Genomic DNA, 23,406 nt, shown 5'->3' with positions numbered 1-23,406 from the left:
GATGAAGGATTAATGGGTATTCTAAATCTTTGGCGACAATTTGGCAGAGGTTATTTCTGGTCACATCTGTTATTAGGGGTGGTTGCGGCAAGTATTGGCGTTCCTTCCATTTTCTCGGGTGTTACGGATAATATTCCGCAAACTAATACGTCACCCAGCCAGAGTTGGCAAAATCAGGCTCTATCGGCTTTTGATAACCTGTTCTCATTGCAAAATGTTCAACGTCAGCCTGCCAATGGTGTTAATTACTGGCAACAATATGCTGTACGCAATGTTATCCGGCAGCTTTCTTTTGCTTTTTCTGTTTCCCAGCCTATGAGTAATGAAACAGCAAAACAAAGTACCCGGTTAAGCTCTTCCTGTATTCAGCAGCTTGTGCTGGAAACGCTGAATGCATTGTTAATTAGGGAACCTGAGCCGGTTTCAGATATACAGTTTCTGACTGTTACACCACAATCTTCTCATACCCTGGTGTTTTGGATTGCCAAAGCTCAAGGTATTCGTGCAGGCCCTGCTGCTTACCTCTGAATCTTCGTTTTTTTATAAATTTCGAAATAAATAACTATTTGCTGGCTGCGAGATAGCAGCCTTATCTGAGATGTAACTAACTATGCTGATTAAATTATTAACTAAGGTTTTTGGTAGTCGTAATGATCGTACACTGCGTCGCATGCGTAAAGTTGTTGATGTCATCAACCGCATGGAACCCGAATTTGAAAAATTGTCTGATGAAGAGTTGAAGGGTAAAACAGTCGAATTCCGTACTCGTTTGGAAAAAGGTGAATTGCTGGAGAATTTGTTACCTGAAGCATTTGCAACAGTACGCGAAGCGAGTAAACGTGTATTTGCTATGCGTCATTTTGACGTTCAATTACTGGGTGGTATGGTTCTGAATGAGCGTTGTATTGCTGAGATGCGTACTGGTGAAGGTAAAACACTCACAGCGACTTTGCCTGCTTATTTGAATGCACTAACTGGACGTGGTGTTCACGTAGTCACCGTGAATGATTATCTGGCACAGCGTGACGCTGAAAATAACCGTCCATTGTTTGAATTTCTGGGATTGAGCGTGGGTATTAACCTGCCAGGTATGCCCGCACCCGCTAAACGCGAAGCATATGCAGCGGATATTACCTACGGCACAAACAACGAATATGGCTTTGACTATCTTCGTGACAATATGGCATTTAGCCCGGAAGAACGTGTTCAACGTAAATTACATTATGCGCTGGTGGATGAAGTTGACTCCATTCTGATTGACGAAGCGCGTACTCCATTGATTATTTCCGGCCCGGCTGAAGACAGTTCTGAACTTTATATCAAGGTCAATAAGCTGATCCCCAAACTGATTCGTCAGGAAAAAGAAGATTCAGAGACTTTCCAGGGAGAAGGCCACTTTTCTGTTGATGAGAAATCCCGTCAGGTTAACTTGACGGAACGCGGCTTGGTTCTGGTTGAGCAATTGTTGATGGAAGCCAAATTGATGGCAGAAGGTGAATCTCTGTATTCGCCAACTAATATTATGTTGATGCACCATGTTACTGCTGCTCTGCGTGCCCATGCTCTGTTTACCCGTGATGTTGACTACATCGTGAAAGAGGGTGAAGTCATTATTGTCGATGAACATACTGGCCGTACTATGCAGGGGCGTCGCTGGTCTGATGGGTTACATCAGGCTGTCGAAGCTAAGGAAAGTGTAGAAATTCAGAATGAAAACCAAACATTGGCTTCGATTACTTTCCAAAACTACTTCCGTCTGTACGAAAAATTGGCCGGTATGACCGGTACCGCCGATACAGAAGCATTTGAGTTCAGCTCTATTTATAAGCTCGATACCATTGTGGTGCCGACAAACCGCCCAATGATCCGCAGTGATTTGCCGGATCTGGTTTATATGACTGAAGCAGAAAAAATTGAAGCTATCATTGAAGATATCCGCGAACGTACCAGTAAGGGGCAGCCAGTATTGGTGGGAACGATTTCTATTGAAAAATCTGAACTGGTTTCCCGTGAGCTGACTAAAGCCGGTATTGAGCACAACGTGCTTAACGCTAAATTCCACGCAATGGAAGCGGATATCATTGCTCAGGCGGGTCAGGCGAGTGCAGTAACTATTGCGACTAACATGGCTGGTCGTGGTACAGATATTGTGCTGGGTGGTAGTTGGCAGGCAGAAATTGCTAAATTGACGGAACCAACAGAAGTTCAGATTGAAGAGATCAAAGCTGCATGGCAGGAGCGCCATGATATCGTTCTGGCTGCGGGTGGTTTGCACATCATTGGTACCGAGCGTCACGAGTCCCGTCGTATCGATAATCAGTTACGTGGGCGTTCTGGTCGTCAGGGAGATGCCGGCTCATCTCGTTTCTATTTGTCAATGGAAGATTCACTGATGCGTATTTTTGCATCTGATCGTGTCACTGGCATGATGCGTAAACTGGGTATGAAACCCGGTGAGGCGATTGAGCATCCGTGGGTAACCAAAGCTATCGCCAATGCTCAACGTAAAGTAGAAAGCCGTAACTTCGATATACGCAAACAATTGCTGGAATACGATGATGTTGCTAACGATCAGCGTCGTGCTATTTATGCTCAACGTAACGATTTGCTGGATGTCAGTGATGTTAGTGAAACTATTAGCAGTATTCGTGAAGATGTATTTAAAGCAACTATTGATGCTTATATTCCGCCTCAATCTTTGGAAGAGATGTGGGATGTAGAAGGCTTGCAGCAGCGTTTAATGGCTGATTTTGATTTGGAGCTACCGATCAAAGAGTGGTTGGATAAAGAGCCTGATCTACACGAAGAAACTTTACGTGAGCGTATCCTTGAACAGGCTGTTGAAATCTATAAACGTAAAGAAGAGATTGTCAGTACTGAAATGATGCGTAACTTCGAGAAAGGTATCATGTTGCAGACGCTGGATATGTTGTGGAAAGAGCATCTGGCAGCAATGGATTACCTGCGTCAAGGTATCCATCTGCGTGGCTATGCTCAGAAAGATCCAAAACAGGAATATAAACGTGAATCTTTCGCCATGTTTGCAAACATGCTGGAATCGCTGAAATATGAAGTGATTAGCACATTGAGCAAAGTTCAGGTGAGATTGCCGGAAGAGGTAGAGGCTCTGGAGCAGCAACGTCGTGCGGAAGCTGAACGTTTGGCAAGACAACAGCAATTAAGCCACGAAGTTGAAAAAGGTGCATTGATGTCTAAAACAGAAGCTCAGATTGTCAGTGGTGATCGTAAAGTGGGACGTAATGATCCTTGTCCTTGTGAGTCTGGTAAAAAGTACAAACATTGCCACGGGCGCTTGCAGTAATGATGAAAAGGCGGGAAACCGCCTTTTTACTGTTAGTTTTAAGCGGGTGACTTTGGATGTGAACCTTGATTTTTGGTTGCTTAGTAACCGAAAAAAATAAATGAAGATGATAGTAATATGGAAAAGAAACACCTGTATATAGCCGCTGGGATTATTAGAAACTCACGACATGAAGTTTTTATTACTCAGCGTCATGCAGATACTCATATGGGCGGCTTTTGGGAATTTCCTGGCGGGAAAGTTGAAAAAGAGGAAACATCTGAACAGGCTTTAGTGCGTGAGTTACAGGAAGAAGTTGGTATTACCGCGACTCATTATGAATTGGTAAAAACAGTTGAACATGATTTTCCTGACAGACTGATTACCCTGTATTTCTTCTTGGTGGATGGATGGGAGAACGAACCTTTCGGCAAAGAAGGACAACTTTCCCGGTGGGTATTACAGAAAGATTTAATTGCTGACGAATTCCCACCTGCTAATCGCAGCATTGTTGCATTACTGACTACTTAAATTGCAAATAGCCGCATTATGATTAACGCGGCTATTTATTATTGTTCCGGTTGTTCACTCCAATCATCACAATCGGAGTTTTCACTTTGGCTTGATATCCGTTTCTCTTCATTTGCCCATTCGCCTAAATCAATTAACTGGCAGCGTTTACTGCAAAATGGGCGGTATGGACTTATTTCTCCCCAAACCACACTTTTACCGCATGTTGGGCATTCAATCGTTAATAATTCAGACATAATCGCTCTCCTGATAACTCGCTTGTCATGTTAGCAGCATGCTAATTCAAATGGTAAATGGATGGGCACGGATCCTTGTTCACTATCCAATGGTAAAAAACGGATAGCAAAACGGGTTTTGTGACCGGAAATTTGAGGAAATAGTAAAGGTTTTAATGGTAAACGTAATCTCAGTAAATCGGCACCTTCTGCCGTATCCTGATGAAAACCGTTTTTACTGATTTCAGAACGGAAAATAGCAGATTGGCGGATGAGTTCTAAAATACTTTCCAGCGCTTGTTGGAGTGGTAACAAACTATCAATCCAGAAGGAAACCATTTTATCTCTTTCTGACTGTGGCAAGTGAAGCCATAAATGCAAGGTGGGTAGATCAAAACCACAACAGCCACTTGGAATACTGAGGCGCTGGCGCACCATACTGATAATTTTATCTTCTTTAAGGGATTGCCCGAGCCGTGGTGCTTTGCTTAATGCAGCAGCCCGATCTTTCAATTTTAATCTGAAACTATTGACGATATTAACATCAACATCAGGTATTTCAGCCCATTGTTTTAATTTTGCCTGTTGGCGTTCTAACTCTTTTAGCAATTCTGACCGTACTTCCCCCCGTTCCAGAACTTCAAGTAGTTCAGCAACCGTGCGGAAAAAGGCGAGGCTGCTTGCCAGCGAGTCTAAATGGCGTTGGCTGGTGAGTTGGTGTAAGGAGGATTCAATTCGCAACCATGATCGCATTTTTTCGTTTAGTGGGTGTTCAAAAATGATTGTAGGAGTTGTGTCACTCATCATGATTATCCTGTCTGGCTGATTCAGCTAATCTTAAATATTGTTGATGTAGTTCGGCGACACGAGGAGCAATTGCCTGTACGTTATCATGATTTGAGATAACGTCATCGGCATAAGCCAGTCTTTCACTACGGGATGCTTGTGCGGCCAAAATATTTTCGACTTGTTGGTAGCTAATACCATCACGGGTAGCTACCCGGCTGATTTGTACTTCAGGTGAAACGTCAACGACAAGGATCCGATTTGCCAGATGCCCTGCATTATTTTCGACTAATAATGGAATAACCCAAATAACATAAGGTGCAATTATCTGTTCTAATTGCCGTCTGGTTTCTTGACGTATCAGAGGATGAAGAAGTTGATTAACCCACTGTTTTTCTTGTTTATTTGTGAAAATTTTCTGGCGCAACAGTGCCCGGTTAAGACTGCCGTCTGGCATCAATATGTCATGACCAAAGTGTTCTATAATGGCTTGTAAAGCAGGTGTTCCAGGAGCAACGACTTCTCTGGCAATAATATCTGCATCAACAAGAGGAACACCGAGAGCGGCAAAAGCGTTGGCGATAGTGGTCTTACCGCTGCCAATCCCACCTGTGAGTGCAATAATATAAGTCATCCTATCCCTTCATATTACTTGATAGTATTTCGGGATTGTAACCGAAAAGGGGGCAGATGACCTAGAGGCAAAACTATAGAATCGCTTTTACTTCAAGTGAGTACCGTACCTAGCTGAAAAATAGGTAAATACATTGCGAGCAATAGTATACCGACAATAGCGGCTATTATGACTATAAGTATTGGTTCTAGTAACTGAGTCATATTATCAGAAATTTCCAATGCTTGTTGTTGGTACCAGTTGGCGAGATTTCCCAATAACAGTTCCAGATTACCAGATTCTTCTCCAACACTGACAAACTGTTGACACAGTGCAGGAAAACAAGATTGTTGCTTCAGTGTTTCACTCATTGGTATCCCTTGATTAATTTGGACTCGTAAGAATTTGGTCGCTTTTAAAAAGACTGGGTGATTTATTGATGCAATAGCACTGTCTAACCCTGCGGTGAGTGTCAGGCCGGCTTTTTGTGTCATAAACAAAATATGAAAAAGTTGCCCTAGTTGCTGACAACTAATTAAGTTCGTAATAACGGGTAAACGTAATATCAGATTTTTCTCACGGATAATCCATATCGTATGGCGTTGGCGTAATTGCAAGTAAAATAGGAATAGTGTTATTAACCCAATAGCGCTATAGACACCATATTGAATCAGCCAATTGGAAACCATTAGTAAAGTGCGGGTCAGCAGAGGAAGTTGTGCGTCAAATGAATGATAAATATGTTCAAATTCAGGTAAGACAAAAATCAGCATCAATAAAATAATGATGCTGGCAACAACAGTAATAATCAGAGGATAGCGTAGTGCTTTTGTTATTTTTTTCTGCAATGTGTCTTGTTGTTCCTGTTGTTTAACTAATAATTGACAGCAGGTTTCTAATTGTCCGGTTAGTTCGCCAACAGCAATGAGTTGGCAAAATAGCGGTGGAAATAGAGATGGATAGTCTTTTAGTGATGCGGAGAGTGATTCTCCCCGGGTAATTTTCTTACTAATATCTGACAATATACAATGCCATAATGGATTACTACATTCACGGATAAGGATATTCAGGCAATTTAGTAATGGCATTCCTGATGATAATAGTGTTGCTAATTGACGAATAAAATTCAGACGGTGGGTAATCTGTTGCTGGTGGTAAAATATCCATTTTTCACATTTTATATTATAAGGCTGTAATCCAGCATGGATAAGTTGCTGATATAAAACTTTCCGGTTATCACATAATGATTTCCCTTTTGATATTTCGCCTTTATTGTTAACTGCTTGCCAATTATAAAGATAATGAATTTTCATTACTCTTCCTGCCCTGTGACCTGGTAAATTTCTTCCAGTGTAGTGATTCCTTGTTCTACTAACAAAATACCCGATGAAAGTAAGGTATCTTTTCTTTGAGCCATAATAATATTCTGTATATTTTGGTGATTCTGTTCTGATAATATTTGTTGAATTTCATGTGTTATTTCCAAAAATTCATAAATAGCAGTTCGGCCATAATAACCAGAAAAGCAATGTTCACAACCAACAGCTAGCCATTGCCTGATAAATAAAGAATTATTTTCAATATTAATAATCGTTTCTTCTGTTTGTTGATTGCGGCAATGAAGACATAATTTTCTGACAAGCCGTTGGGCGATAATTAATTTGATACAAGACGCTGCCATATAACCTGAAATACCCAGATTCTGTAGGCGGGATAATGTATCTACGGTAGAATTAGTATGTAGTGTAGAGAGCACCAAATGGCCTGTTTGTGCTGCTTTTACTGAGATTTCGGCTGTTTCGCTGTCACGAATTTCTCCTACCATGATAATATCTGGATCCTGTCGTAATAATGCCCGTAATACTTTGGCAAAATTGAGTTCAATTTTACTGTTCGTTTGTGTCTGATTAATGCCGTTAAGTGGGATTTCAACGGGATCCTCTACACTGCAAATGTTCTTTTTATTTTTATTTAGATATTGTAAGCAGCTATATAAGGTTACTGTTTTTCCACTGCCCGTTGGGCCGGTAACTAAAATCATTCCTTGTGGTAATGCTAGTTTTTGTCGGAGCTGATTTAATAATTGATCAGGAATACCTAATTGATCCAGAGACAGTTGCCGCATGGTATTTAATATCCTGAGCACAACTTTTTCTCCATGTATTGTTGGCAGGGTGGCCATACGGATAGCGTAGTTGTGCCGAGCGTCATACCAATCAAATTGTCCATCCTGAGGTAGTCGTTTTTCAGCAATATTTAATTTCGCCATTATTTTAAGACGTGCGGCAATACTTGCATTCATTTGAGGAGATGGTGAGGACAAGAGATGTAATGCACCATCAACCCGGATACGAATACGATAACCTTGTTGGAATGGTTCAAAATGAATATCAGATGCACGCCGTTGAATTGCAGTTAATAAGGTTTGATTAATAAGTTGAATGACTGGTGCATCATTATCATCTGCATTGATATCAGTTGTGGTAGGTAATAAAGATACCTCCTCCTCGGGTAAATGGCTGAGTGAAACATTTTGGTGTAATATTGATTCAATTTTCGCTAGCGGCCAAATTTCTATATTAACGATACACCCGGAAATAAAGCGTAATGCTGCCAGTAAATCATCATTAGGTAATTCGCTGCTGGCAATTGTTATTGTATTATCATCTTTTTTTATAACAACAGATTGATGGCGCTGACAAATGTCATGAATTTCTCTTTCCATTAATATGGTTTCTGCTGCCGAAAGTGAGTTCATTGTTACTTCCTGTGTAAATAGATATTTATAAGGGTGATGAATTAGAATTTGAATACTTCCTGACAACGGTTCTTTAATGAACTATTTGCCGCTTCACATTTATTAATCCATCTGGTCGTACTTGTTTGTGTATTTTGTGTCGGATTCAAAATAACCCTGAGGTCTTTCAGGCTTTGCTGACCATTAATGGTGATTTCTCCATCTTTAACTGAAATGCTTCCGATATATCGGCTATTATGGTGACTGGGAATTGATACTGATCCTGAGTTGCAGCCTTTAAAATCTTCAGTTTCAAAACTGCAAAGTTCTATACCTGATTTATAAGGTACAATAGCTTGTAACATATCTGTTAAGGCTGCTTTCTGAATATATCCCTGATAACTGGGAATACCAATAGCACTTAAGATGGAAATTATGGCAATAGCAACCATAATTTCCATTAGAGTAAATCCTTGTTGTTGGTTCATCTTTTTCTCCGTGTTGTTGTATTGCGACATAAATAATGAAGGAAAGAGAAAAAAATAAAACAGGATATATAGAGGTTATGGAGTTAGCTCGAAAAAAGATTTTTGGATTGCAATATTTTCAGAAATATTTACGGTGGTGTTCGCAAATCTGTGAGTTATGGATTGCTGATTTACACCACCATCAATATTATTGTTGATGTTTACTGAAAGCGCATGGATAGATCTAACGCTTTGATATGCTTGGTTAATGCTCCAACAGAAATGAAGTTAATGCCTGTTTCAGCATAGCTGCGCAGGGTGTCTAGGGTTATATTACCTGATATTTCTAAAGCGACTTTACCTGATGTGATGGCGACAGCTTCTTTCATCATTGGAATAGTAAAATTATCTAACATAATAATATCGACATTGGCTTTCAGTGCCAGAATCAGCTCATCTAGGGTTTCGACTTCGACTTCAATAGGGACATCTGGGTGAGAATCACGGGCTTTATCTACAGCCTGTTTAATAGAACCATTGGCAATAATATGGTTCTCTTTAATAAGGAAAGCATCAAATAACCCAAGGCGGTGATTACTGCCCCCTCCGCAAAGTACCGCATACTTTAGGGCTGTGCGTAATCCTGGGAGTGTCTTGCGGGTATCGAGTAACTGGGTTTTTAAACCGGCAAGAAGGCGGACATAATGACTGACTTCTGTTGCAACACCAGAAAGAGTCTGAATAAAGTTAAGGGCGGTGCGTTCACCAGTCAGCAATACAGGTGCGGGGCCTCGTAATACACAGAGTTTTTGGTTGGCTGTAATTGAATCACTGTCTTTTACCAACCATTCAATGGAGGCTTGGTCACCTAACTGAGTGAAAACTTCATTCAGCCATTGTTGCCCACAGAAAATACCCTCTTCCCGGGTAATAATTATTGCTGTGGCTTGTTTATCTGCCGGAATTAACTGGCCGGTAATATCAGAAGTGAAATCTGTATTGCCGCCCAGATCTTCTTTTAGTGCGAGGGTTACACTGGCAGGAATGTCGTTCTGTAAGCGTTCCATCAGAACAGCACGGCGCTGATCTGCACTGTAATTTTGTTTTGTCATTAAAAAGCTCCAGAAGTGGTAACAATATTGATGGTCTTAACATGCTACCCTGTTGTGTAGCGAACAACTACTATCTTGGTTTTGTCATCAGATTGAATGAGTAAAAAATGCGGTTGCATGAGGGGCGAAGTTTGGTGGCCTTTATCTTGAGCAATTCTTCACTGGGACATTGAATACAGCAGGTGATTTAGGCGGGAATATCTGGATATAAAAGAGCATATCACTGGTCATAATGATATTGTTGCGGGAAGAAAAACAGATCTTTGGACCTTATTTCGATTGGACACATTATCAGCAATTGTTGCAGGAGTAGGAAAGAATGACCCTCTTTATACTGTTGTTAGTGTTGGCGTGGGAACGAGTGTTTAAAATGGGTGAACATTGGCAATTGGATCATCGTCTTGAGCCATTTTTCACCAACATGAAGTCTTTTTCATTACCGAAAAGCCTATTGATGACATTAGCAGTCATGTTACTTACATGGCTACTGATTGAAATGCTTGATGATTTTATTTTTGGGATCTTTGAACTGATTTTATGGGTGTTGATTTGTTTGCTGTGCATAGGCGCGGGGCGCTTACGGCATGATTATCGTGAATATTTTCGTATTGTTCATCAGGGTGACAGGGAGCAGTTAAGAGAACATCTCGCTCGTCTCGCCATCATTCATGGCTTACCCTCTGATGCCAGTAAAGAAAATGAGTTACGGGAGATGCAAAATGCGCTTCTATGGATAAATTTTCGTTATTACCTGGCACCGATTTTTTGGTTGATTGTGGCAGGTCAATTAGGGCCGGTTGCTTTGATGGGATATTGTTTCTTAAGAGCTTATCAGGGGTGGTTGGCACAATATGGTACGCCACTTCAGCGCGCGCAATCTGGTGTTGATAGTCTGTTGAACTGGCTGGACTGGATCCCTGCTCGTCTGGCTGGAATTGCTTATGCCTTATTAGGGCATGGTGAGCGGGCTTTACCGGCGTGGGTTGCCTCTCTTAGCGATTTGAGAACTTCACAATATAAAGTGGTATGCCAGCTTGCTCAGTTTTCATTAAGCCGCGAACCCCATCTTGACGCAATTCTAACGCCTGTTGCAGCGGTGACATTGGCGAAAAAGGTGACTTTTTCTATCATTGTCGTGGTTGCCTTTCTGACAATTTATGGCGCATTGGTTTGATTTGTTTGTAGTCTCAATAGCTTAATTATCTATAAAGGGAGCTGTGTAAATGGTTCCTTTTTTCTTTTCTATCAATAAATTAATTATATCTTCCAACTATAATCACGATGATTTATACATCATTCTGGGTAATGTTCTGTTTATTTCATGATAAAAACTTATTGTAATACGATAACTTTTAAAGTACTTTAGCGAGAGTTTAGTTGAACATGTATATGGAATGACACAATGTGTGGTAAACAGGAGTTTGTAACGAATCCCAGAATCAAGCTACTCAGCTTTCTGGCTATTATTATTGCTGCTGTTATGGCAATTGGTGATATGGGGTTCCATATTGCGTCTTGGTCGTTATGGCATGATACCACTCGTCAAGCTGTTCTTCAGGCATATAGCGATCTGATGCCTGCATTAATTGCAAAAGGATTTAAGCAATCTTTATTAAGTGAGGTGCTTTATATCTCGCTGGATACAATACCTCTAATCATATCAACTGTTTCTTATGTATTAATCGGAATTTTATTTTTCCGGCTTGCTAAAGGTGAAATATGGAGTAACCGTAATATTTCCGCTTCATGTATTATTGGTTTCCTGATGATTCTGGAGCAACTACTTTACCCTGTGATTAATACATTACAAGGAATGGCGTTATCTGTGGATTTAGTAAAAGGACAGCGGGTATTTAGTTTCTCGTTTGGCGTTAATTCAGAGTCTCTATTTATTATTATGTTTGGTGTATTCCTTCTAATATTTAGCCTAATTATGCACGAATCAAAGAAAATAAGCGATGAACAACGTTATTTTATCTGAGAATCATCATGAGTATTATAATAAGATTGGATGTGATCTTAGCGAAAAGGAAAGTAAAGTCTAAAGAATTGGCTGCAATTATCGGTATTACTGAGCAAAATTTATCATTGTTGAAAAATGGTAAGATAAAAGGTATCCGTATTGATACGCTGGAAAAAATTTGTAAATATTTACAATGCCAGCCTGGGGATATATTGGAGTATGTAGAAGATGAAGAGGATAACAGCTAATTAAGTCACTGTGGGTCTTTTTGTATCTTGTAAGATGGAACTTAACATTAATTAGTTTTAAATGCATGAAAATATCACTTATTTCATGCTTTTTATCTAGCTTATTATTCCTAAGTGTTCACGGAGCACCAATAAAGACAATTTTTTCCAGTAATGAAGGGATATTTTACTCTATAGGGAAATATTGTTCTGATATCCCATGGAATGCCAGAAAGATAAAATGCATATGTAGATATTACTTACTCGATCGTAAGAAGTAATCTCTCTTTTTATATGGTTTTTTATTTAAGTTAAATTTTTATAATATATACGGAAAATTAAGGATGTTGAGAATGAATAAATTTCTCATTGCTTTATTATCAATATTTGTGATTACGGGATGTTCCACGCTACAGTTAAGTGATGCTTATATTTCAACCTGTGGTTATCTTGAATGTAATGTTAAAGATATAATTTCGGGTGAAGAAGTCAAAGTCAATACCCCGCATCCTGTGCCTGATTTTGATAAAAACACATCAATCCAAGACAGACAAATTATACAATCTGGTGGAAGGCCATCTTTTGAAAAAGAGAGTTACCGTATTAGGGGAACTTTTAAATTCTAATTTAGTTTCCCTGATTATTTTCTTTAGTTTTATTTGAGGCATTTTTTTATGAATATCATAAAGAAAATCACCATTATTCCTTTAATTATATTATTTACTTTATTAACTGGTTGTACATCGTGGGAAAAACCAGGAGCAACTAAGTATGAAAGAGACAGGGATTATGCTGAATGTAAGGCACTTGGTTATTCTCAATTACCATCAGACTGGACCAGCGAAGTTGTTCATTCTTTCGAGACAAAACGTTTTTCCTGCAAAGATAAAGATGAGAAAGAAGATAAATCTTGTAATTATTATATTACTGTGCCAAAAACTGAGGTTAATCGTTGGGATAAAAATGAATCTGCAAGGCGTTGGGTAATTTCATCCTGTATGTATAAAAAAGGGTGGCATGAAGAAACCCGCTATTGGTTTTAATTAATATAGTACGTTTTTACATCAGCAAGAGTTATGTAGGGCTGTTGCTGGTGGTTCCTCACATATTTTGCAAATATTCCTTTCTGATCACAGGTTTTAACCATTCTGTTTTGCTGATTTGAGCTACATTTATAATCTAATGGAATAGTCGTTGTGTTTAAAATCAACAAGTGATGATTTTGTATCTAAACTTTTTAAATGAATATTCAACTATTTCCTTGCTGTAACGATTCATTATATCTATTTATACGTTTCAAAAGGTTAGGTTCAAAGATTATTGTAGAGGATTTATTTGCCTATTAGTTATCAATTTTTGCTAATTTTTAAAAAAAATTGTTAAAATTTGCAGGTTTTTATGATTTAGCTCAAGGTCTTTATGGACAGCTGGTGAATACTTTGTTACTTTTATGGCCCTGTAGTTTAAATTGGTATTACCAATTGACTCCGGTAGGGACCGAAGCAATGTTTATCCATTAACTGGCTTACAGTAAATATGGCTTATAGCAAAATCCGCCAACCAAAATTATCAGATGTTATTGAGCAGCGTCTCGAGCATCTCATCCTTGAAGGATCTTTACGTCCAGGGGAGAAATTGCCACCTGAACGTGAGTTGGCGAAACAGTTTGATGTGTCACGCCCTTCACTGCGCGAAGCTATTCAACGGTTAGAATCCAAAGGTTTTCTCTTGCGCCGTCAGGGTGGGGGAACATTTGTTCAGAGTAACTTATGGCAAAGTTTCAGTGATCCATTGGCACAACTGCTGGCTGGTCATCCAGAATCTCAGTTTGATCTCCTTGAAACCCGCCACGCTTTGGAAGGTATCGCAGCCTATTACGCGGCATTGCGTGGGACTGACGAAAATTTTGAACGCATTCGGGAACATCACCTGATTATTCAACAAGCACAGCAAAGTGGCGATGTTAATGCTGAGTCCGATGCTGTTCTGCAATATCAGCTCGTTGTTACCGAAGCGGCGCATAATGTGGTTCTCCTTCATTTATTGCGTTGTATGGCTCCTATGCTGGAACAAAATATCCGGCAGAATTTTGAGTTTCTGTATACCCGTCGGGAAATGCTGACAGCAGTCAGTGATCATCGAGCGAAAATTTTTGAAGCTATTATGGCGAGGCAACCAGAGAAAGCTCGTGAGGCTTCCCACCGCCATTTAGCCTTTATTGAAGATGTTTTATTGGATCTCAGTCGTGAGCATACCCGTCGGGAGCGATCATTGCGGCATCTCCAACAACATCCGGAATAAAATTAGCTGTGCAGATCCTGAAGTTTGCTGCGTCTGCATAGCTAGTCGAGTCCCTTTACTGAGGGCGCTAGCGGCAACAACAGTGAGGGCCTATCTTCCCGTCATGACCGGCTGAACGTCAAAGGGTATGACGGGAAGATAGGCTCCAAGACAATCATTAGAAACAGATAACAGATAAGGAATACACCATGTCAGACATTTTGAAAAATGACGTGGATCCGATCGAAACTCGCGACTGGTTACAGGCGATCGAATCGGTCATCCGTGAAGAGGGTGTTGAGCGTGCCCAGTTCCTGATTGATCAGGTATTAAACGAAGCACGTAAAGGTGGCGTGAATGTTGCGGCAGGTGCTGCTAACCGCGATTATATCAACACCATTGCTGTTGAGGATGAGCCTGCTTACCCTGGCAACCTGGAGCTGGAGCGCCGTATTCGCTCTGCTATTCGCTGGAATGCTGTGATGGCTGTTTTGCGGGCATCCAAAAAAGATCTGGAATTAGGTGGTCATATGGCTTCATTCCAGTCTTCAGCAACTATGTATGAAGTTTGTTTCAACCACTTCTTCCGTGCCCGTAATGAAAATGACGGCGGTGATTTGGTTTATTTCCAAGGTCACATCTCTCCGGGCGTCTACGCGCGTGCTTTCCTTGAGGGCCGCCTGACTGAAGAGCAGATGAATAATTTCCGTCAGGAAATTCATGGTAACGGTCTGTCTTCTTATCCGCATCCAAAATTGATGCCTGAATTCTGGCAATTCCCGACGGTTTCAATGGGATTGGGGCCAATTGGTGCTATCTACCAGGCTAAGTTCCTGAAATATCTGGAACACCGTGGTTTGAAAGACACCTCCAAGCAAACCGTTTACGCATTCCTGGGTGACGGTGAAATGGATGAGCCGGAATCCAAAGGTGCGATTACTATCGCAACCCGTGAGAAGCTGGATAATCTGGTATTTGTTATCAACTGTAACCTGCAACGCCTGGATGGTCCGGTTACGGGTAATGGCAAAATCGTTAACGAGCTGGAAGGTATCTTCAACGGTGCGGGCTGGCAGGTTCTTAAAGTTCTTTGGGGTGAGCGTTGGGATGAGTTGCTGCGTAAAGATACCAGCGGCAAATTGATCCAACTGATGAACGAAACTCTGGACGGCGATTACCAGACGTTCAAATCCAAAAATGGTGCTTATGTCCGTGAGCATTTCTTCGGCCGTTACCCAGAAACGACAGAATTAGTCAAAGATATGACTGATGATCAGATTTGGGCGCTGAACCGTGGTGGTCACGATCCTAAGAAAGTATTTGCTGCCTTGAAAAAAGCGCAGGAAACCACCGGAAAACCAACCGTTATCCTGTCTCAGACCATCAAAGGTTACGGTATGGGTGATACGGCTGAAGGCAAAAACATTGCTCATCAGGTTAAGAAGATGAATATGGAAGGCGTTCGCCATTTCCGTGATCGTTTCAATGTCCCTGTTGCTGATGAGCAAATCGAAAACTTGCCATATGTGACTTTCGATAAAGACTCTGAAGAGTATAAATACCTGCATGAACGTCGTGCAGCGCTTGGTGGTTATTTGCCAAGCCGTCGTACTCATTTTGAAGAGAAGCTGGAACTACCAACGCTGGAAGATTTTGGTGCATTGCTGGAAGAACAAAACAAAGAGATTTCTACCACTATCGCTTTTGTTCGTGCACTGAATGTGATGTTAAAGAACAAGTCAATCAAAGATCGTCTGGTTCCAATCATTGCCGATGAAGCGCGTACTTTCGGTATGGAAGGTCTGTTCCGTCAGATTGGCATCTATAGCCCTAACGGCCAGCAGTATACCCCGCAAGACCGTGAGCAGGTTGCTTACTATAAAGAAGATGCAAAAGGCCAGATCCTGCAAGAAGGTATTAATGAGCTGGGTGCAGGTTCATCATGGTTGGCGGCGGCAACTTCTTACAGCACCAACAACCTGCCAATGATTCCGTTCTACATCTACTACTCTATGTTCGGGTTCCAGCGTATTGGCGACCTGTGCTGGGCAGCCGGTGACCAACAGGCTCGTGGCTTCCTGATCGGCGGTACTTCAGGTCGTACAACCCTGAATGGTGAAGGTCTGCAACACGAAGATGGTCATAGTCACATTCAATCTCTGACTATTCCTAACTGCATCTCTTACGATCCGGCGTTTGCTTATGAAGTGGCTGTGATTATGCATGACGGTTTGGAGCGTATGTATGGTGAGAAACAAGAGAACATTTACTACTACATCACCACGCTGAACGAAAACTACCACATGCCGGCGATGCCACAAGGTGCAGAAGAAGGTATCCGTAAAGGTATCTACAAACTGGAAAGCCTGGAAGGTAGCAAAGGTAAAGTTCAGTTGTTAGGTTCTGGTTCTATCCTGCGTCATGTTCGTGAAGCCGCGCAGATTCTGGCTAACGATTATGGTGTGGGTTCTGACGTGTACAGCGTCACTTCATTCACTGAACTGGCGCGTGATGGTCAGGATTGTGAACGTTGGAATATGTTGCACCCAACAGAAACGCCACGTGTACCTTATGTTGCTCAGATCATGAATGAAGCACCGGCAGTGGCTTCTACTGACTACATGAAACTGTTTGCAGAACAAATTCGTAACTTCATCCCTGCAAGCGAATTCCGCGTATTGGGTACTGACGGTTTCGGTCGTTCCGATAGCCGTGAAAACCTGCGTCATCATTTTGAAGTTGATGCTTCCTACGTAGTAATTGCTGCTCTGGGTGAACTGGCTAAACGTGGTGAAATTGATGTGAATGTTGTGGAAGAAGCAATCAAGAAATACAACATTAATCCAGAAAAAGTTAACCCGCGTTTGGCATAAGAGGTAAAGATCAATGACTATCAAAATCAACGTACCGGATATCGGTGCAGATGAAGTTGAAGTCACCGAAATCATGGTGAAAATTGGCGATACAGTGGAAGCTGAACAATCGCTGATCACGGTAGAAGGTGATAAGGCTTCGATGGAAGTTCCATCCCCTCAGGCGGGTGTTGTTAAAGAAATCATCGTTGCGATTGGCGATAAAGTTGAAACTGGCAAGCTGATTATGATTTTTGCTTCCGCAGAGGGCGCTGTAGAAGCTGCACCTGCTGAAGAATCAGTGGCGATACCATTATCCTCTCGTATGGCAGAACCAGAACCTGTGGTTTCTGCGGACAGAGATGTTCATGTACCCGATATCGGCGGTGATGAAGTTGAAGTGACCGAAGTGATGGTCAAAGAAGGCGATACGGTTACAGCAGAGCAGTCACTGATCACCGTAGAAGGCGATAAAGCCTCTATGGAAGTACCGGCACCGTTCGCCGGTACGGTTAAAGAGATTAAAATCAAGGCCGGTGATAAAGTGAAAACCGGTTCTATGATCATGGTATTCGAAGTGGTGGGTGCAGCACCTGCACCTGTGGCTTCTGCTCCGGCTCCAGTGGCTGAACCTGAGAAAGCTATTCCTGTTCTGGAGAGCAGAAGCAGCTTTGCAGAAGAAGATAAAAACGATTTCATTGAAAATAGTGCTTATGTTCACGCAACGCCGGTGATCCGTCGTCTGGCGCGTGAATTCGGCGTTAACTTGGCTAGAGTGAAAGGTTCAGGTCGTAAAAACCGTATTCTGCGTGAAGACGTTCAGTCTTACGTGAAAGACGCGATTAAACGTGCTGAATCTGCGCCTGCATCAGCCGGTGGTGGTCTGCCGGGTATGTTGCCTTGGCCGAAAGTTGATTTCAGCAAATTTGGTGAAATTGAAGAAGTTGAACTGGGTCGTATCCAGAAAATTTCGGGTGCTAACCTGAGCCGTAACTGGATGATGATCCCACATGTTACACAGTTCGACGAAACAGACATCACTGAGGTTGAAAACTTCCGTAAACAGCAGAATCAGGAAGCTGAGAAGAAACAGCTTGGCGTGAAGATTACCCCACTGGTGTTCATCATGAAAGCGGTAGCAAAAGCGCTGGAAGAGATGCCGCGTTTTAACAGCTCTATCTCGGCAGATGGTCAGAAACTGACGCTGAAAAAATACATCAACATTGGTGTGGCAGTTGACACACCTAATGGTTTGGTGGTTCCGGTGTTCCGTGACGTCAATAAGAAAGGCATCATTGACTTATCCCGCGAGCTGACAGAGATGTCTAAGAAAGCCCGCGCAGGTAAACTGACTGCATCTGATATGCAGGGTGGATGCTTTACTATTTCAAGCCTGGGCGGTATCGGTGGCACAGCATTTACGCCAATCGTTAACGCACCGGAAGTGGCTATCCTGGGCGTATCCCGTTCATCCATGAAGCCGGTCTGGAATGGTAAAGAGTTTGTACCACGCCTGATGTTGCCTATGTCACTCTCCTTCGATCACCGAGTGATCGATGGTGCTGATGGTGCGCGTTTCATTACATTTATTAATCATGCAATGAGCGATATCCGCCGTCTGGTGATGTAATCTCAAAGGCCGGCCATGTGCCGGCCTGATTGTTATTGTTGTGGCAGGGAAACCGCTTGCATCTGGTTGGTTTGTTGCGAGTTCTGTCACGTTAACGCGCTTTTCAGGTTATTAACAATTCTGTAAACTGCTCGCGGTGTGTAGGTCCCGGTGGAATATATCGTTTTTTGGCGTCTGACCCGCCGGACAAACAATTAAGAGGTCATGATGAGTACTGAAATTAAAACCCAGGTTGTGGTGCTTGGGGCAGGTCCAGCAGGGTATTCTGCTGCTTTTCGTTGCGCGGATTTAGGTTTGGAAACCGTCCTGGTGGAACGTTACTCTACCTTAGGTGGTGTTTGTCTTAACGTTGGTTGTATCCCTTCTAAGGCATTGCTTCATGTAGCAAAAGTTATTGAAGAAGCTAAAGCTCTGGCCAATCACGGCATCGTTTTTGGTGAACCAAAAACTGACATCGAAAAAGTCCGTGTCTGGAAAGAAAAAGTTATCAATCAGCTGACCGGTGGTCTGGCTGGTATGGCTAAAGGCCGCAAAGTTAAAGTTGTTAATGGTGTTGGTAAATTTACTGGTGCTAACACGCTGGTTGTTGAAGGTGAAGGTGGCGCAACAACGATTAATTTTGATAATGCCATTATTGCCGCGGGTTCCCGTCCTATCCAATTACCATTCATCCCTCATGATGACCCTCGCGTATGGGATTCAACCGATGCACTGGCGCTGACAACGGTTCCTGGGCGTCTGCTGGTGATGGGCGGCGGTATTATCGGTCTGGAAATGGGAACCGTTTACCACGCTCTGGGTTCTCAGATTGATGTCGTTGAAATGTTGGATCAGGTGATTCCTGTGGCTGATAAAGATGTGGTGAAAGTATTCACCAAGCGTATCAGTAAACAATTTAACCTGATGCTGGAAACGAAAGTGACTGTAGTAGAAGCTAAAGAAGAGGGTATCTACGTCACGATGGAAGGCAAAAACGCACCGGCGGAACCGCAGCGTTATGACGCGGTTCTTGTTGCTATCGGTCGTGTACCTAACGGTAAGATGCTAGATGCGGGCAAAGCGGGTGTTGAAGTTGATGACCGTGGCTTTATCCATGTTGATAAACAAATGCGTACCAATGTACCGCACATTTTTGCTATCGGTGACATTGTTGGTCAGCCAATGCTGGCGCATAAAGGTGTTCACGAAGGTCATGTTGCGGCTGAAGTGATTTCTGGTAAGAAACATTACTTCGATCCAAAAGTGATACCATCCATTGCTTACACTGAACCAGAAGTTGCATGGGTTGGCCTGACTGAAAAAGAAGCGAAAGAGCAAGGCATTAGCTATGAAACGGCAACTTTCCCGTGGGCCGCTTCTGGCCGTGCGATCGCTTCTGATTGTGCTGAAGGTATGACCAAACTGATTTTCGATAAAGAAAGTAACCGTATTATCGGTGGCGCCATTGTAGGTACTAACGGTGGTGAACTGCTAGGTGAAATCGGTTTGGCGATTGAAATGGGTTGTGATGCAGAAGATATCGCGTTGACTATTCATGCACACCCAACGCTGCATGAATCTGTCGGTCTGGCGGCTGAAATCTTTGAAGGCAGTATTACTGACTTGCCAAATGCTAAGGCAAAGAAAAAGAAATAATTTCTTAAATCGCCTGATGTAATCAACTAAGCGGCTTTCATTTCTGGAAGCCGTTTTTTTATATCTGGTATGATCTGTTCAAAAAATAGGGTATAAAAAGTGTGGTTTTTGTGGGTGCTACTGGTAAAAATCAGCGGAATAATCTGTTTTAATAGTGTTATCTACTACTAATTCAGAATATTACTATCAGTTAATGTTACTTTTATGTGAACGAATTAACATCGCATTCAAATTTTGGTATGCTGAGCGCCCGAAGCTGGGCATAACTTAACTTGAACTGATTAGGTTATGCTGGCAATCCTCTGACCTGGCACCCGGAACCATAACTAACAGCTTGTCCCTGTGGGCGTTGCGTTATTGTTACGAAAACACAATAGTCTGATGATACAGGTTCTAAGGCGGGTGCAGACAGCCGGGTAGATAAATAACAATGAGAGCGAGGAGAAAGTCGTGCTAGAAGAATACCGCAAGCACGTAGCCGAGCGTGCAGCCCAAGGCGTCGTCCCTAAGCCATTGGACGCGGCGCAAGCGGCGGCGCTGGTTGAGTTACTGAAGAGCCCACCAAAAGGTGAAGAAGATTTCCTGTTAGATCTATTGATTAACCGTGTTCCCCCTGGTGTTGATGAAGCGGCATATGTAAAAGCCGGCTTTCTTGCCGCCATTGTAAAAGGTGAAACCACTTCACCGCTCATCACGCCAGAAAAAGCGGTTGAACTGCTTGGAACTATGCAGGGTGGTTATAATATTCATCCCCTGATTGATGCTCTGGGTAATGAAAAATTGGCTCCCATTGCAGCTAAAGCGCTCTCTCATACTTTATTGATGTTTGATAACTTCTATGATGTAGAAGAAAAAGCGAAAGCCGGTAATCCACAAGCCAAACAAATTATGCACTCTTGGGCGGATGCGCAGTGGTATCTGGAACGCCCTGAGCTGGCAGAAAAAATCACAGTTACTGTATTTAAAGTGACTGGTGAAACAAATACGGATGACTTATCTCCTGCGCAGGATGCATGGTCACGTCCTGATATTCCATTGCATGCTCTGGCCATGCTGAAAAATGCCCGTGAAGGCATAGAACCTGATCAAGCTGGCAGTGTTGGCCCGATCAAACAGATTGAAGAGCTAAATAAGAAAGGTCACCCGCTGGCTTATGTCGGTGATGTGGTCGGTACAGGTTCTTCCCGTAAATCAGCTACTAACTCAGTGCTGTGGTTTATGGGGGAAGATATTCCATTTGTACCAAACAAGCGCGGTGGTGGCGTTGTTTTGGGTGGTAAAATTGCGCCAATCTTCTTCAATACGATGGAAGATGCCGGTGCATTACCAATCGAGATAGATGTGACCAAACTGAATATGGGGGATGTGATTGATATCTATCCCTATAAAGGCGAAGTACGCAAGCACGAAACCAATGAGTTACTGGCTGAATTTGAACTGAAAACCGATGTGTTGCTGGATGAAGTTCGTGCGGGTGGTCGTATTCCACTGATTATTGGCCGTGGTTTGACCAGTAAGGCGCGTGAGTCGCTTGGCTTACCGCAAAGTGATGTATTCCGTCAGGCGAAAGCGGTTGAGAAGAGTAACCGTGGTTTCTCCTTAGCTCAGAAAATGGTTGGTCGGGCATGTGGCACTGTGGGCATTCGTCCTGGTGAATATTGTGAACCTAAAATGACCTCTGTGGGTTCTCAGGATACTACCGGTCCAATGACCCGTGATGAGCTGAAAGACCTGGCATGTCTGGGCTTCTCTGCGGATTTGGTGATGCAGTCATTCTGCCATACAGCTGCTTATCCTAAGCCGGTTGACGTCACCACTCACCATACTCTGCCGGATTTCATCATGAACCGTGGTGGTGTTTCCCTGCGTCCGGGTGACGGCATCATTCACTCATGGCTAAACCGTATGTTGTTGCCTGATACCGTAGGTACGGGGGGAGATTCTCATACCCGTTTCCCGATAGGTATTTCCTTCCCGGCTGGTTCTGGTTTGGTGGCGTTTGCGGCTGCGACTGGCGTGATGCCTCTGGATATGCCTGAATCTGTGCTGGTTCGTTTTAAAGGGCAGATGCAGCCGGGCATCACTTTACGTGATTTGGTACATGCAATTCCTTACTATGCGATTCAGCAAGGTCTTCTGACCGTTGAGAAGAAAGGTAAGAAAAACATCTTCTCTGGCCGTATTCTTGAAATCGAAGGTTTGCCAGATCTGAAAGTTGAGCAGGCATTTGAGCTTGCGGATGCTTCGGCAGAACGCTCTGCGGCAGGTTGTACGATTAAACTGGATAAAGCGCCGATTATCGAATATCTGCAATCTAATATTGTATTGCTGAAATGGATGATTGCTGAAGGTTATGGTGACCGCCGTACACTGGAACGTCGTGTAACGGGCATGGAAAGCTGGCTGAAAGATCCTCAATTGCTGGAAGCCGATGCTGATGCGGAATACGCTGCGGTTATCGAAATCGATCTAGCTGAAATCAAAGAACCAATTCTGTGTGCACCGAATGATCCCGATGATGCACGTTTGCTGTCTGACGTGGCTAACAGCAAAATTGATGAAGTCTTTATCGGTTCTTGCATGACTAACATTGGTCACTTCCGTGCTGCCGGTAAATTATTGGATCAGCATAAAGGCCAATTGCCAACTCGCTTGTGGGTTGCTCCACCAACCAAGATGGATGCGGCTCAACTCACTGAAGAGGGTTATTACAGCATCTTTGGTAAGAGTGGGGCACGGATTGAAATACCGGGTTGTTCCTTGTGTATGGGTAATCAGGCACGTGTTGCTGACGGTGTAACGGTGGTTTCCACTTCAACCCGTAATTTCCCGAACCGTTTAGGAACGGGAGCGAACGTCTATCTGGCATCAGCCGAACTGGCTGCGGTGGCTTCTCTGTTGGGACGTTTGCCTACACCGGAAGAGTATCAGCAATTTATGGATAAAGTTGATGAGACCGCGGAAGATACTTACCGTTATCTCAATTTTGATCAACTGAATCAATACACTGAAAAAGCGGATGATGTGATTTTCCAAACTGCAGTGTAATTCCGGTAT

The 23,406-nt window shown here is 42.7% G+C and carries 20 protein-coding genes; 13 read left to right on the top strand and 7 right to left on the bottom strand.

What is annotated here, in order from left to right:
- The first annotated feature begins 12 nt into the window (after positions 1-12).
- The 3 genes from secM to mutT all read left to right on the top strand — a co-directional run bounded on the left by secM (position 13) and on the right by mutT (position 3,832).
- Positions 13-528 (top strand): secA translation cis-regulator SecM, encoded by a 516-nt coding sequence (secM, locus tag C5470_RS10280; RefSeq protein WP_166288464.1) that lies wholly within the window; start codon positions 13-15, stop codon positions 526-528.
- An 82-nt stretch (positions 529-610) separates the two neighbouring features.
- Entirely contained in the window at positions 611-3,322 is a 2,712-nt protein-coding gene (secA, locus tag C5470_RS10275) for a preprotein translocase subunit SecA (protein WP_166288461.1), read from the top strand.
- Between the two features lie 117 nt (positions 3,323-3,439).
- Positions 3,440-3,832: an 8-oxo-dGTP diphosphatase MutT gene (mutT, locus tag C5470_RS10270; RefSeq protein ID WP_166288458.1), complete on the top strand. Its 393-nt coding sequence runs from the start codon at positions 3,440-3,442 to the stop codon at positions 3,830-3,832.
- A 38-nt stretch (positions 3,833-3,870) separates the two neighbouring features.
- Here the strand turns inward: mutT and yacG are convergent, their stop codons facing one another.
- The 7 genes from yacG to nadC all read right to left on the bottom strand — a co-directional run bounded on the left by yacG (position 3,871) and on the right by nadC (position 9,762).
- Positions 3,871-4,068: a DNA gyrase inhibitor YacG gene (gene yacG, locus C5470_RS10265; protein ID WP_166288455.1), complete on the bottom strand. Its 198-nt coding sequence runs from the start codon at positions 4,066-4,068 to the stop codon at positions 3,871-3,873.
- A 30-nt stretch (positions 4,069-4,098) separates the two neighbouring features.
- Entirely contained in the window at positions 4,099-4,851 is a 753-nt protein-coding gene (zapD, locus tag C5470_RS10260) for a cell division protein ZapD (protein ID WP_166288576.1), read from the bottom strand.
- Positions 4,844-5,467 carry a dephospho-CoA kinase gene (coaE, locus tag C5470_RS10255; RefSeq protein ID WP_166288452.1) on the bottom strand — a complete coding sequence of 208 codons (624 nt, stop codon included), beginning with the start codon at positions 5,465-5,467 and terminating at the stop codon, positions 4,844-4,846. Before coaE ends, zapD begins: the two co-directional genes overlap by 8 nt.
- 92 nt (positions 5,468-5,559) lie before the next feature.
- Positions 5,560-6,759 (bottom strand): protein transport protein HofC, encoded by a 1,200-nt coding sequence (gene hofC / locus C5470_RS10250; RefSeq protein WP_166288449.1) that lies wholly within the window; start codon positions 6,757-6,759, stop codon positions 5,560-5,562.
- Positions 6,759-8,204, bottom strand: coding sequence for a type II secretion system protein GspE (gspE, locus tag C5470_RS10245; protein ID WP_166288446.1), 1,446 nt, complete (start codon positions 8,202-8,204; stop codon positions 6,759-6,761). Before gspE ends, hofC begins: the two co-directional genes overlap by 1 nt.
- Before the next feature lie 41 nt (positions 8,205-8,245).
- Entirely contained in the window at positions 8,246-8,671 is a 426-nt protein-coding gene (gene ppdD, locus C5470_RS10240; RefSeq protein WP_166288443.1) for a prepilin peptidase-dependent pilin, read from the bottom strand.
- A 200-nt stretch (positions 8,672-8,871) separates the two neighbouring features.
- Positions 8,872-9,762, bottom strand: a complete 891-nt coding sequence (nadC, locus tag C5470_RS10235; protein WP_036842781.1) for a carboxylating nicotinate-nucleotide diphosphorylase — start codon at positions 9,760-9,762, stop codon at positions 8,872-8,874.
- Between the two features lie 319 nt (positions 9,763-10,081).
- Between nadC and ampE the strand changes: the two genes are divergently transcribed.
- From ampE to acnB, 10 genes are all read left to right on the top strand, one after another.
- Positions 10,082-10,936: a beta-lactamase regulator AmpE gene (gene ampE, locus C5470_RS10230; protein WP_166288440.1), complete on the top strand. Its 855-nt coding sequence runs from the start codon at positions 10,082-10,084 to the stop codon at positions 10,934-10,936.
- Between the two features lie 228 nt (positions 10,937-11,164).
- Positions 11,165-11,743: a hypothetical protein gene (locus tag C5470_RS10225; protein ID WP_036842786.1), complete on the top strand. Its 579-nt coding sequence runs from the start codon at positions 11,165-11,167 to the stop codon at positions 11,741-11,743.
- A gap of 8 nt (positions 11,744-11,751) precedes the next feature.
- A complete protein-coding gene (locus C5470_RS10220) occupies positions 11,752-11,973 on the top strand; it encodes a helix-turn-helix domain-containing protein (RefSeq protein WP_036842787.1) in 222 nt (73 codons plus the stop codon).
- A gap of 332 nt (positions 11,974-12,305) precedes the next feature.
- On the top strand, positions 12,306-12,578 hold the full coding sequence (locus tag C5470_RS10215) for a hypothetical protein (protein ID WP_166288437.1): 273 nt from the start codon (positions 12,306-12,308) through the stop codon (positions 12,576-12,578).
- A 48-nt stretch (positions 12,579-12,626) separates the two neighbouring features.
- On the top strand, positions 12,627-12,995 hold the full coding sequence (locus tag C5470_RS10210) for a hypothetical protein (protein WP_166288434.1): 369 nt from the start codon (positions 12,627-12,629) through the stop codon (positions 12,993-12,995).
- A 493-nt stretch (positions 12,996-13,488) separates the two neighbouring features.
- Complete coding sequence (gene pdhR / locus C5470_RS10205) at positions 13,489-14,253, top strand: pyruvate dehydrogenase complex transcriptional repressor PdhR (protein ID WP_166288431.1); 765 nt, start codon at positions 13,489-13,491, stop codon at positions 14,251-14,253.
- 188 nt (positions 14,254-14,441) lie between these two features.
- A complete protein-coding gene (gene aceE / locus C5470_RS10200) occupies positions 14,442-17,105 on the top strand; it encodes a pyruvate dehydrogenase (acetyl-transferring), homodimeric type (protein WP_166288428.1) in 2,664 nt (887 codons plus the stop codon).
- 13 nt (positions 17,106-17,118) lie between these two features.
- Positions 17,119-18,714: a pyruvate dehydrogenase complex dihydrolipoyllysine-residue acetyltransferase gene (aceF, locus tag C5470_RS10195; RefSeq protein ID WP_166288425.1), complete on the top strand. Its 1,596-nt coding sequence runs from the start codon at positions 17,119-17,121 to the stop codon at positions 18,712-18,714.
- 207 nt (positions 18,715-18,921) lie between these two features.
- The gene (gene lpdA / locus C5470_RS10190; protein WP_166288573.1) at positions 18,922-20,349 is read left to right on the top strand and encodes a dihydrolipoyl dehydrogenase; all 1,428 of its coding nucleotides are present in this window, start codon (positions 18,922-18,924) and stop codon (positions 20,347-20,349) included.
- A 450-nt stretch (positions 20,350-20,799) separates the two neighbouring features.
- Positions 20,800-23,397: a bifunctional aconitate hydratase 2/2-methylisocitrate dehydratase gene (acnB, locus tag C5470_RS10185; RefSeq protein ID WP_166288422.1), complete on the top strand. Its 2,598-nt coding sequence runs from the start codon at positions 20,800-20,802 to the stop codon at positions 23,395-23,397.
- The last annotated feature ends 9 nt before the right edge of the window (positions 23,398-23,406 follow it).

The sequence above is a fragment of the Photorhabdus stackebrandtii genome (assembly GCF_011189495.1).
GTDB lineage: Bacteria > Pseudomonadota > Gammaproteobacteria > Enterobacterales > Enterobacteriaceae > Photorhabdus > Photorhabdus khanii.
Note: the sequence above shows the minus strand (reverse complement) of the source record. Positions and strands in the feature narration are given on the sequence as shown.

Bases quoted from the DNA above. Each gene is read 5' to 3' on its own strand.
- pdhR (WP_166288431.1), top strand. From the start codon at position 13,489: ATGGCTTATAGCAAAATCCGCCAACCAAAATTATCAGATGTTATTGAG.
- lpdA (WP_166288573.1), top strand. From the start codon at position 18,922: ATGAGTACTGAAATTAAAACCCAGGTTGTGGTGCTTGGGGCAGGTCCA.
- secA (WP_166288461.1), top strand. From the start codon at position 611: ATGCTGATTAAATTATTAACTAAGGTTTTTGGTAGTCGTAATGATCGT.
- hofC (WP_166288449.1), bottom strand. From the start codon at position 6,759: ATGAAAATTCATTATCTTTATAATTGGCAAGCAGTTAACAATAAAGGC.
- C5470_RS10220 (WP_036842787.1), top strand. From the start codon at position 11,752: ATGAGTATTATAATAAGATTGGATGTGATCTTAGCGAAAAGGAAAGTA.
- ppdD (WP_166288443.1), bottom strand. From the start codon at position 8,671: ATGAACCAACAACAAGGATTTACTCTAATGGAAATTATGGTTGCTATT.
- yacG (WP_166288455.1), bottom strand. From the start codon at position 4,068: ATGTCTGAATTATTAACGATTGAATGCCCAACATGCGGTAAAAGTGTG.
- ampE (WP_166288440.1), top strand. From the start codon at position 10,082: ATGACCCTCTTTATACTGTTGTTAGTGTTGGCGTGGGAACGAGTGTTT.
- gspE (WP_166288446.1), bottom strand. From the start codon at position 8,204: ATGAACTCACTTTCGGCAGCAGAAACCATATTAATGGAAAGAGAAATT.
- C5470_RS10210 (WP_166288434.1), top strand. From the start codon at position 12,627: ATGAATATCATAAAGAAAATCACCATTATTCCTTTAATTATATTATTT.
- nadC (WP_036842781.1), bottom strand. From the start codon at position 9,762: ATGACAAAACAAAATTACAGTGCAGATCAGCGCCGTGCTGTTCTGATG.
- aceE (WP_166288428.1), top strand. From the start codon at position 14,442: ATGTCAGACATTTTGAAAAATGACGTGGATCCGATCGAAACTCGCGAC.
- C5470_RS10215 (WP_166288437.1), top strand. From the start codon at position 12,306: ATGAATAAATTTCTCATTGCTTTATTATCAATATTTGTGATTACGGGA.
- secM (WP_166288464.1), top strand. From the start codon at position 13: ATGGGTATTCTAAATCTTTGGCGACAATTTGGCAGAGGTTATTTCTGG.
- coaE (WP_166288452.1), bottom strand. From the start codon at position 5,467: ATGACTTATATTATTGCACTCACAGGTGGGATTGGCAGCGGTAAGACC.
- aceF (WP_166288425.1), top strand. From the start codon at position 17,119: ATGACTATCAAAATCAACGTACCGGATATCGGTGCAGATGAAGTTGAA.
- C5470_RS10225 (WP_036842786.1), top strand. From the start codon at position 11,165: ATGTGTGGTAAACAGGAGTTTGTAACGAATCCCAGAATCAAGCTACTC.
- mutT (WP_166288458.1), top strand. From the start codon at position 3,440: ATGGAAAAGAAACACCTGTATATAGCCGCTGGGATTATTAGAAACTCA.
- zapD (WP_166288576.1), bottom strand. From the start codon at position 4,851: ATGAGTGACACAACTCCTACAATCATTTTTGAACACCCACTAAACGAA.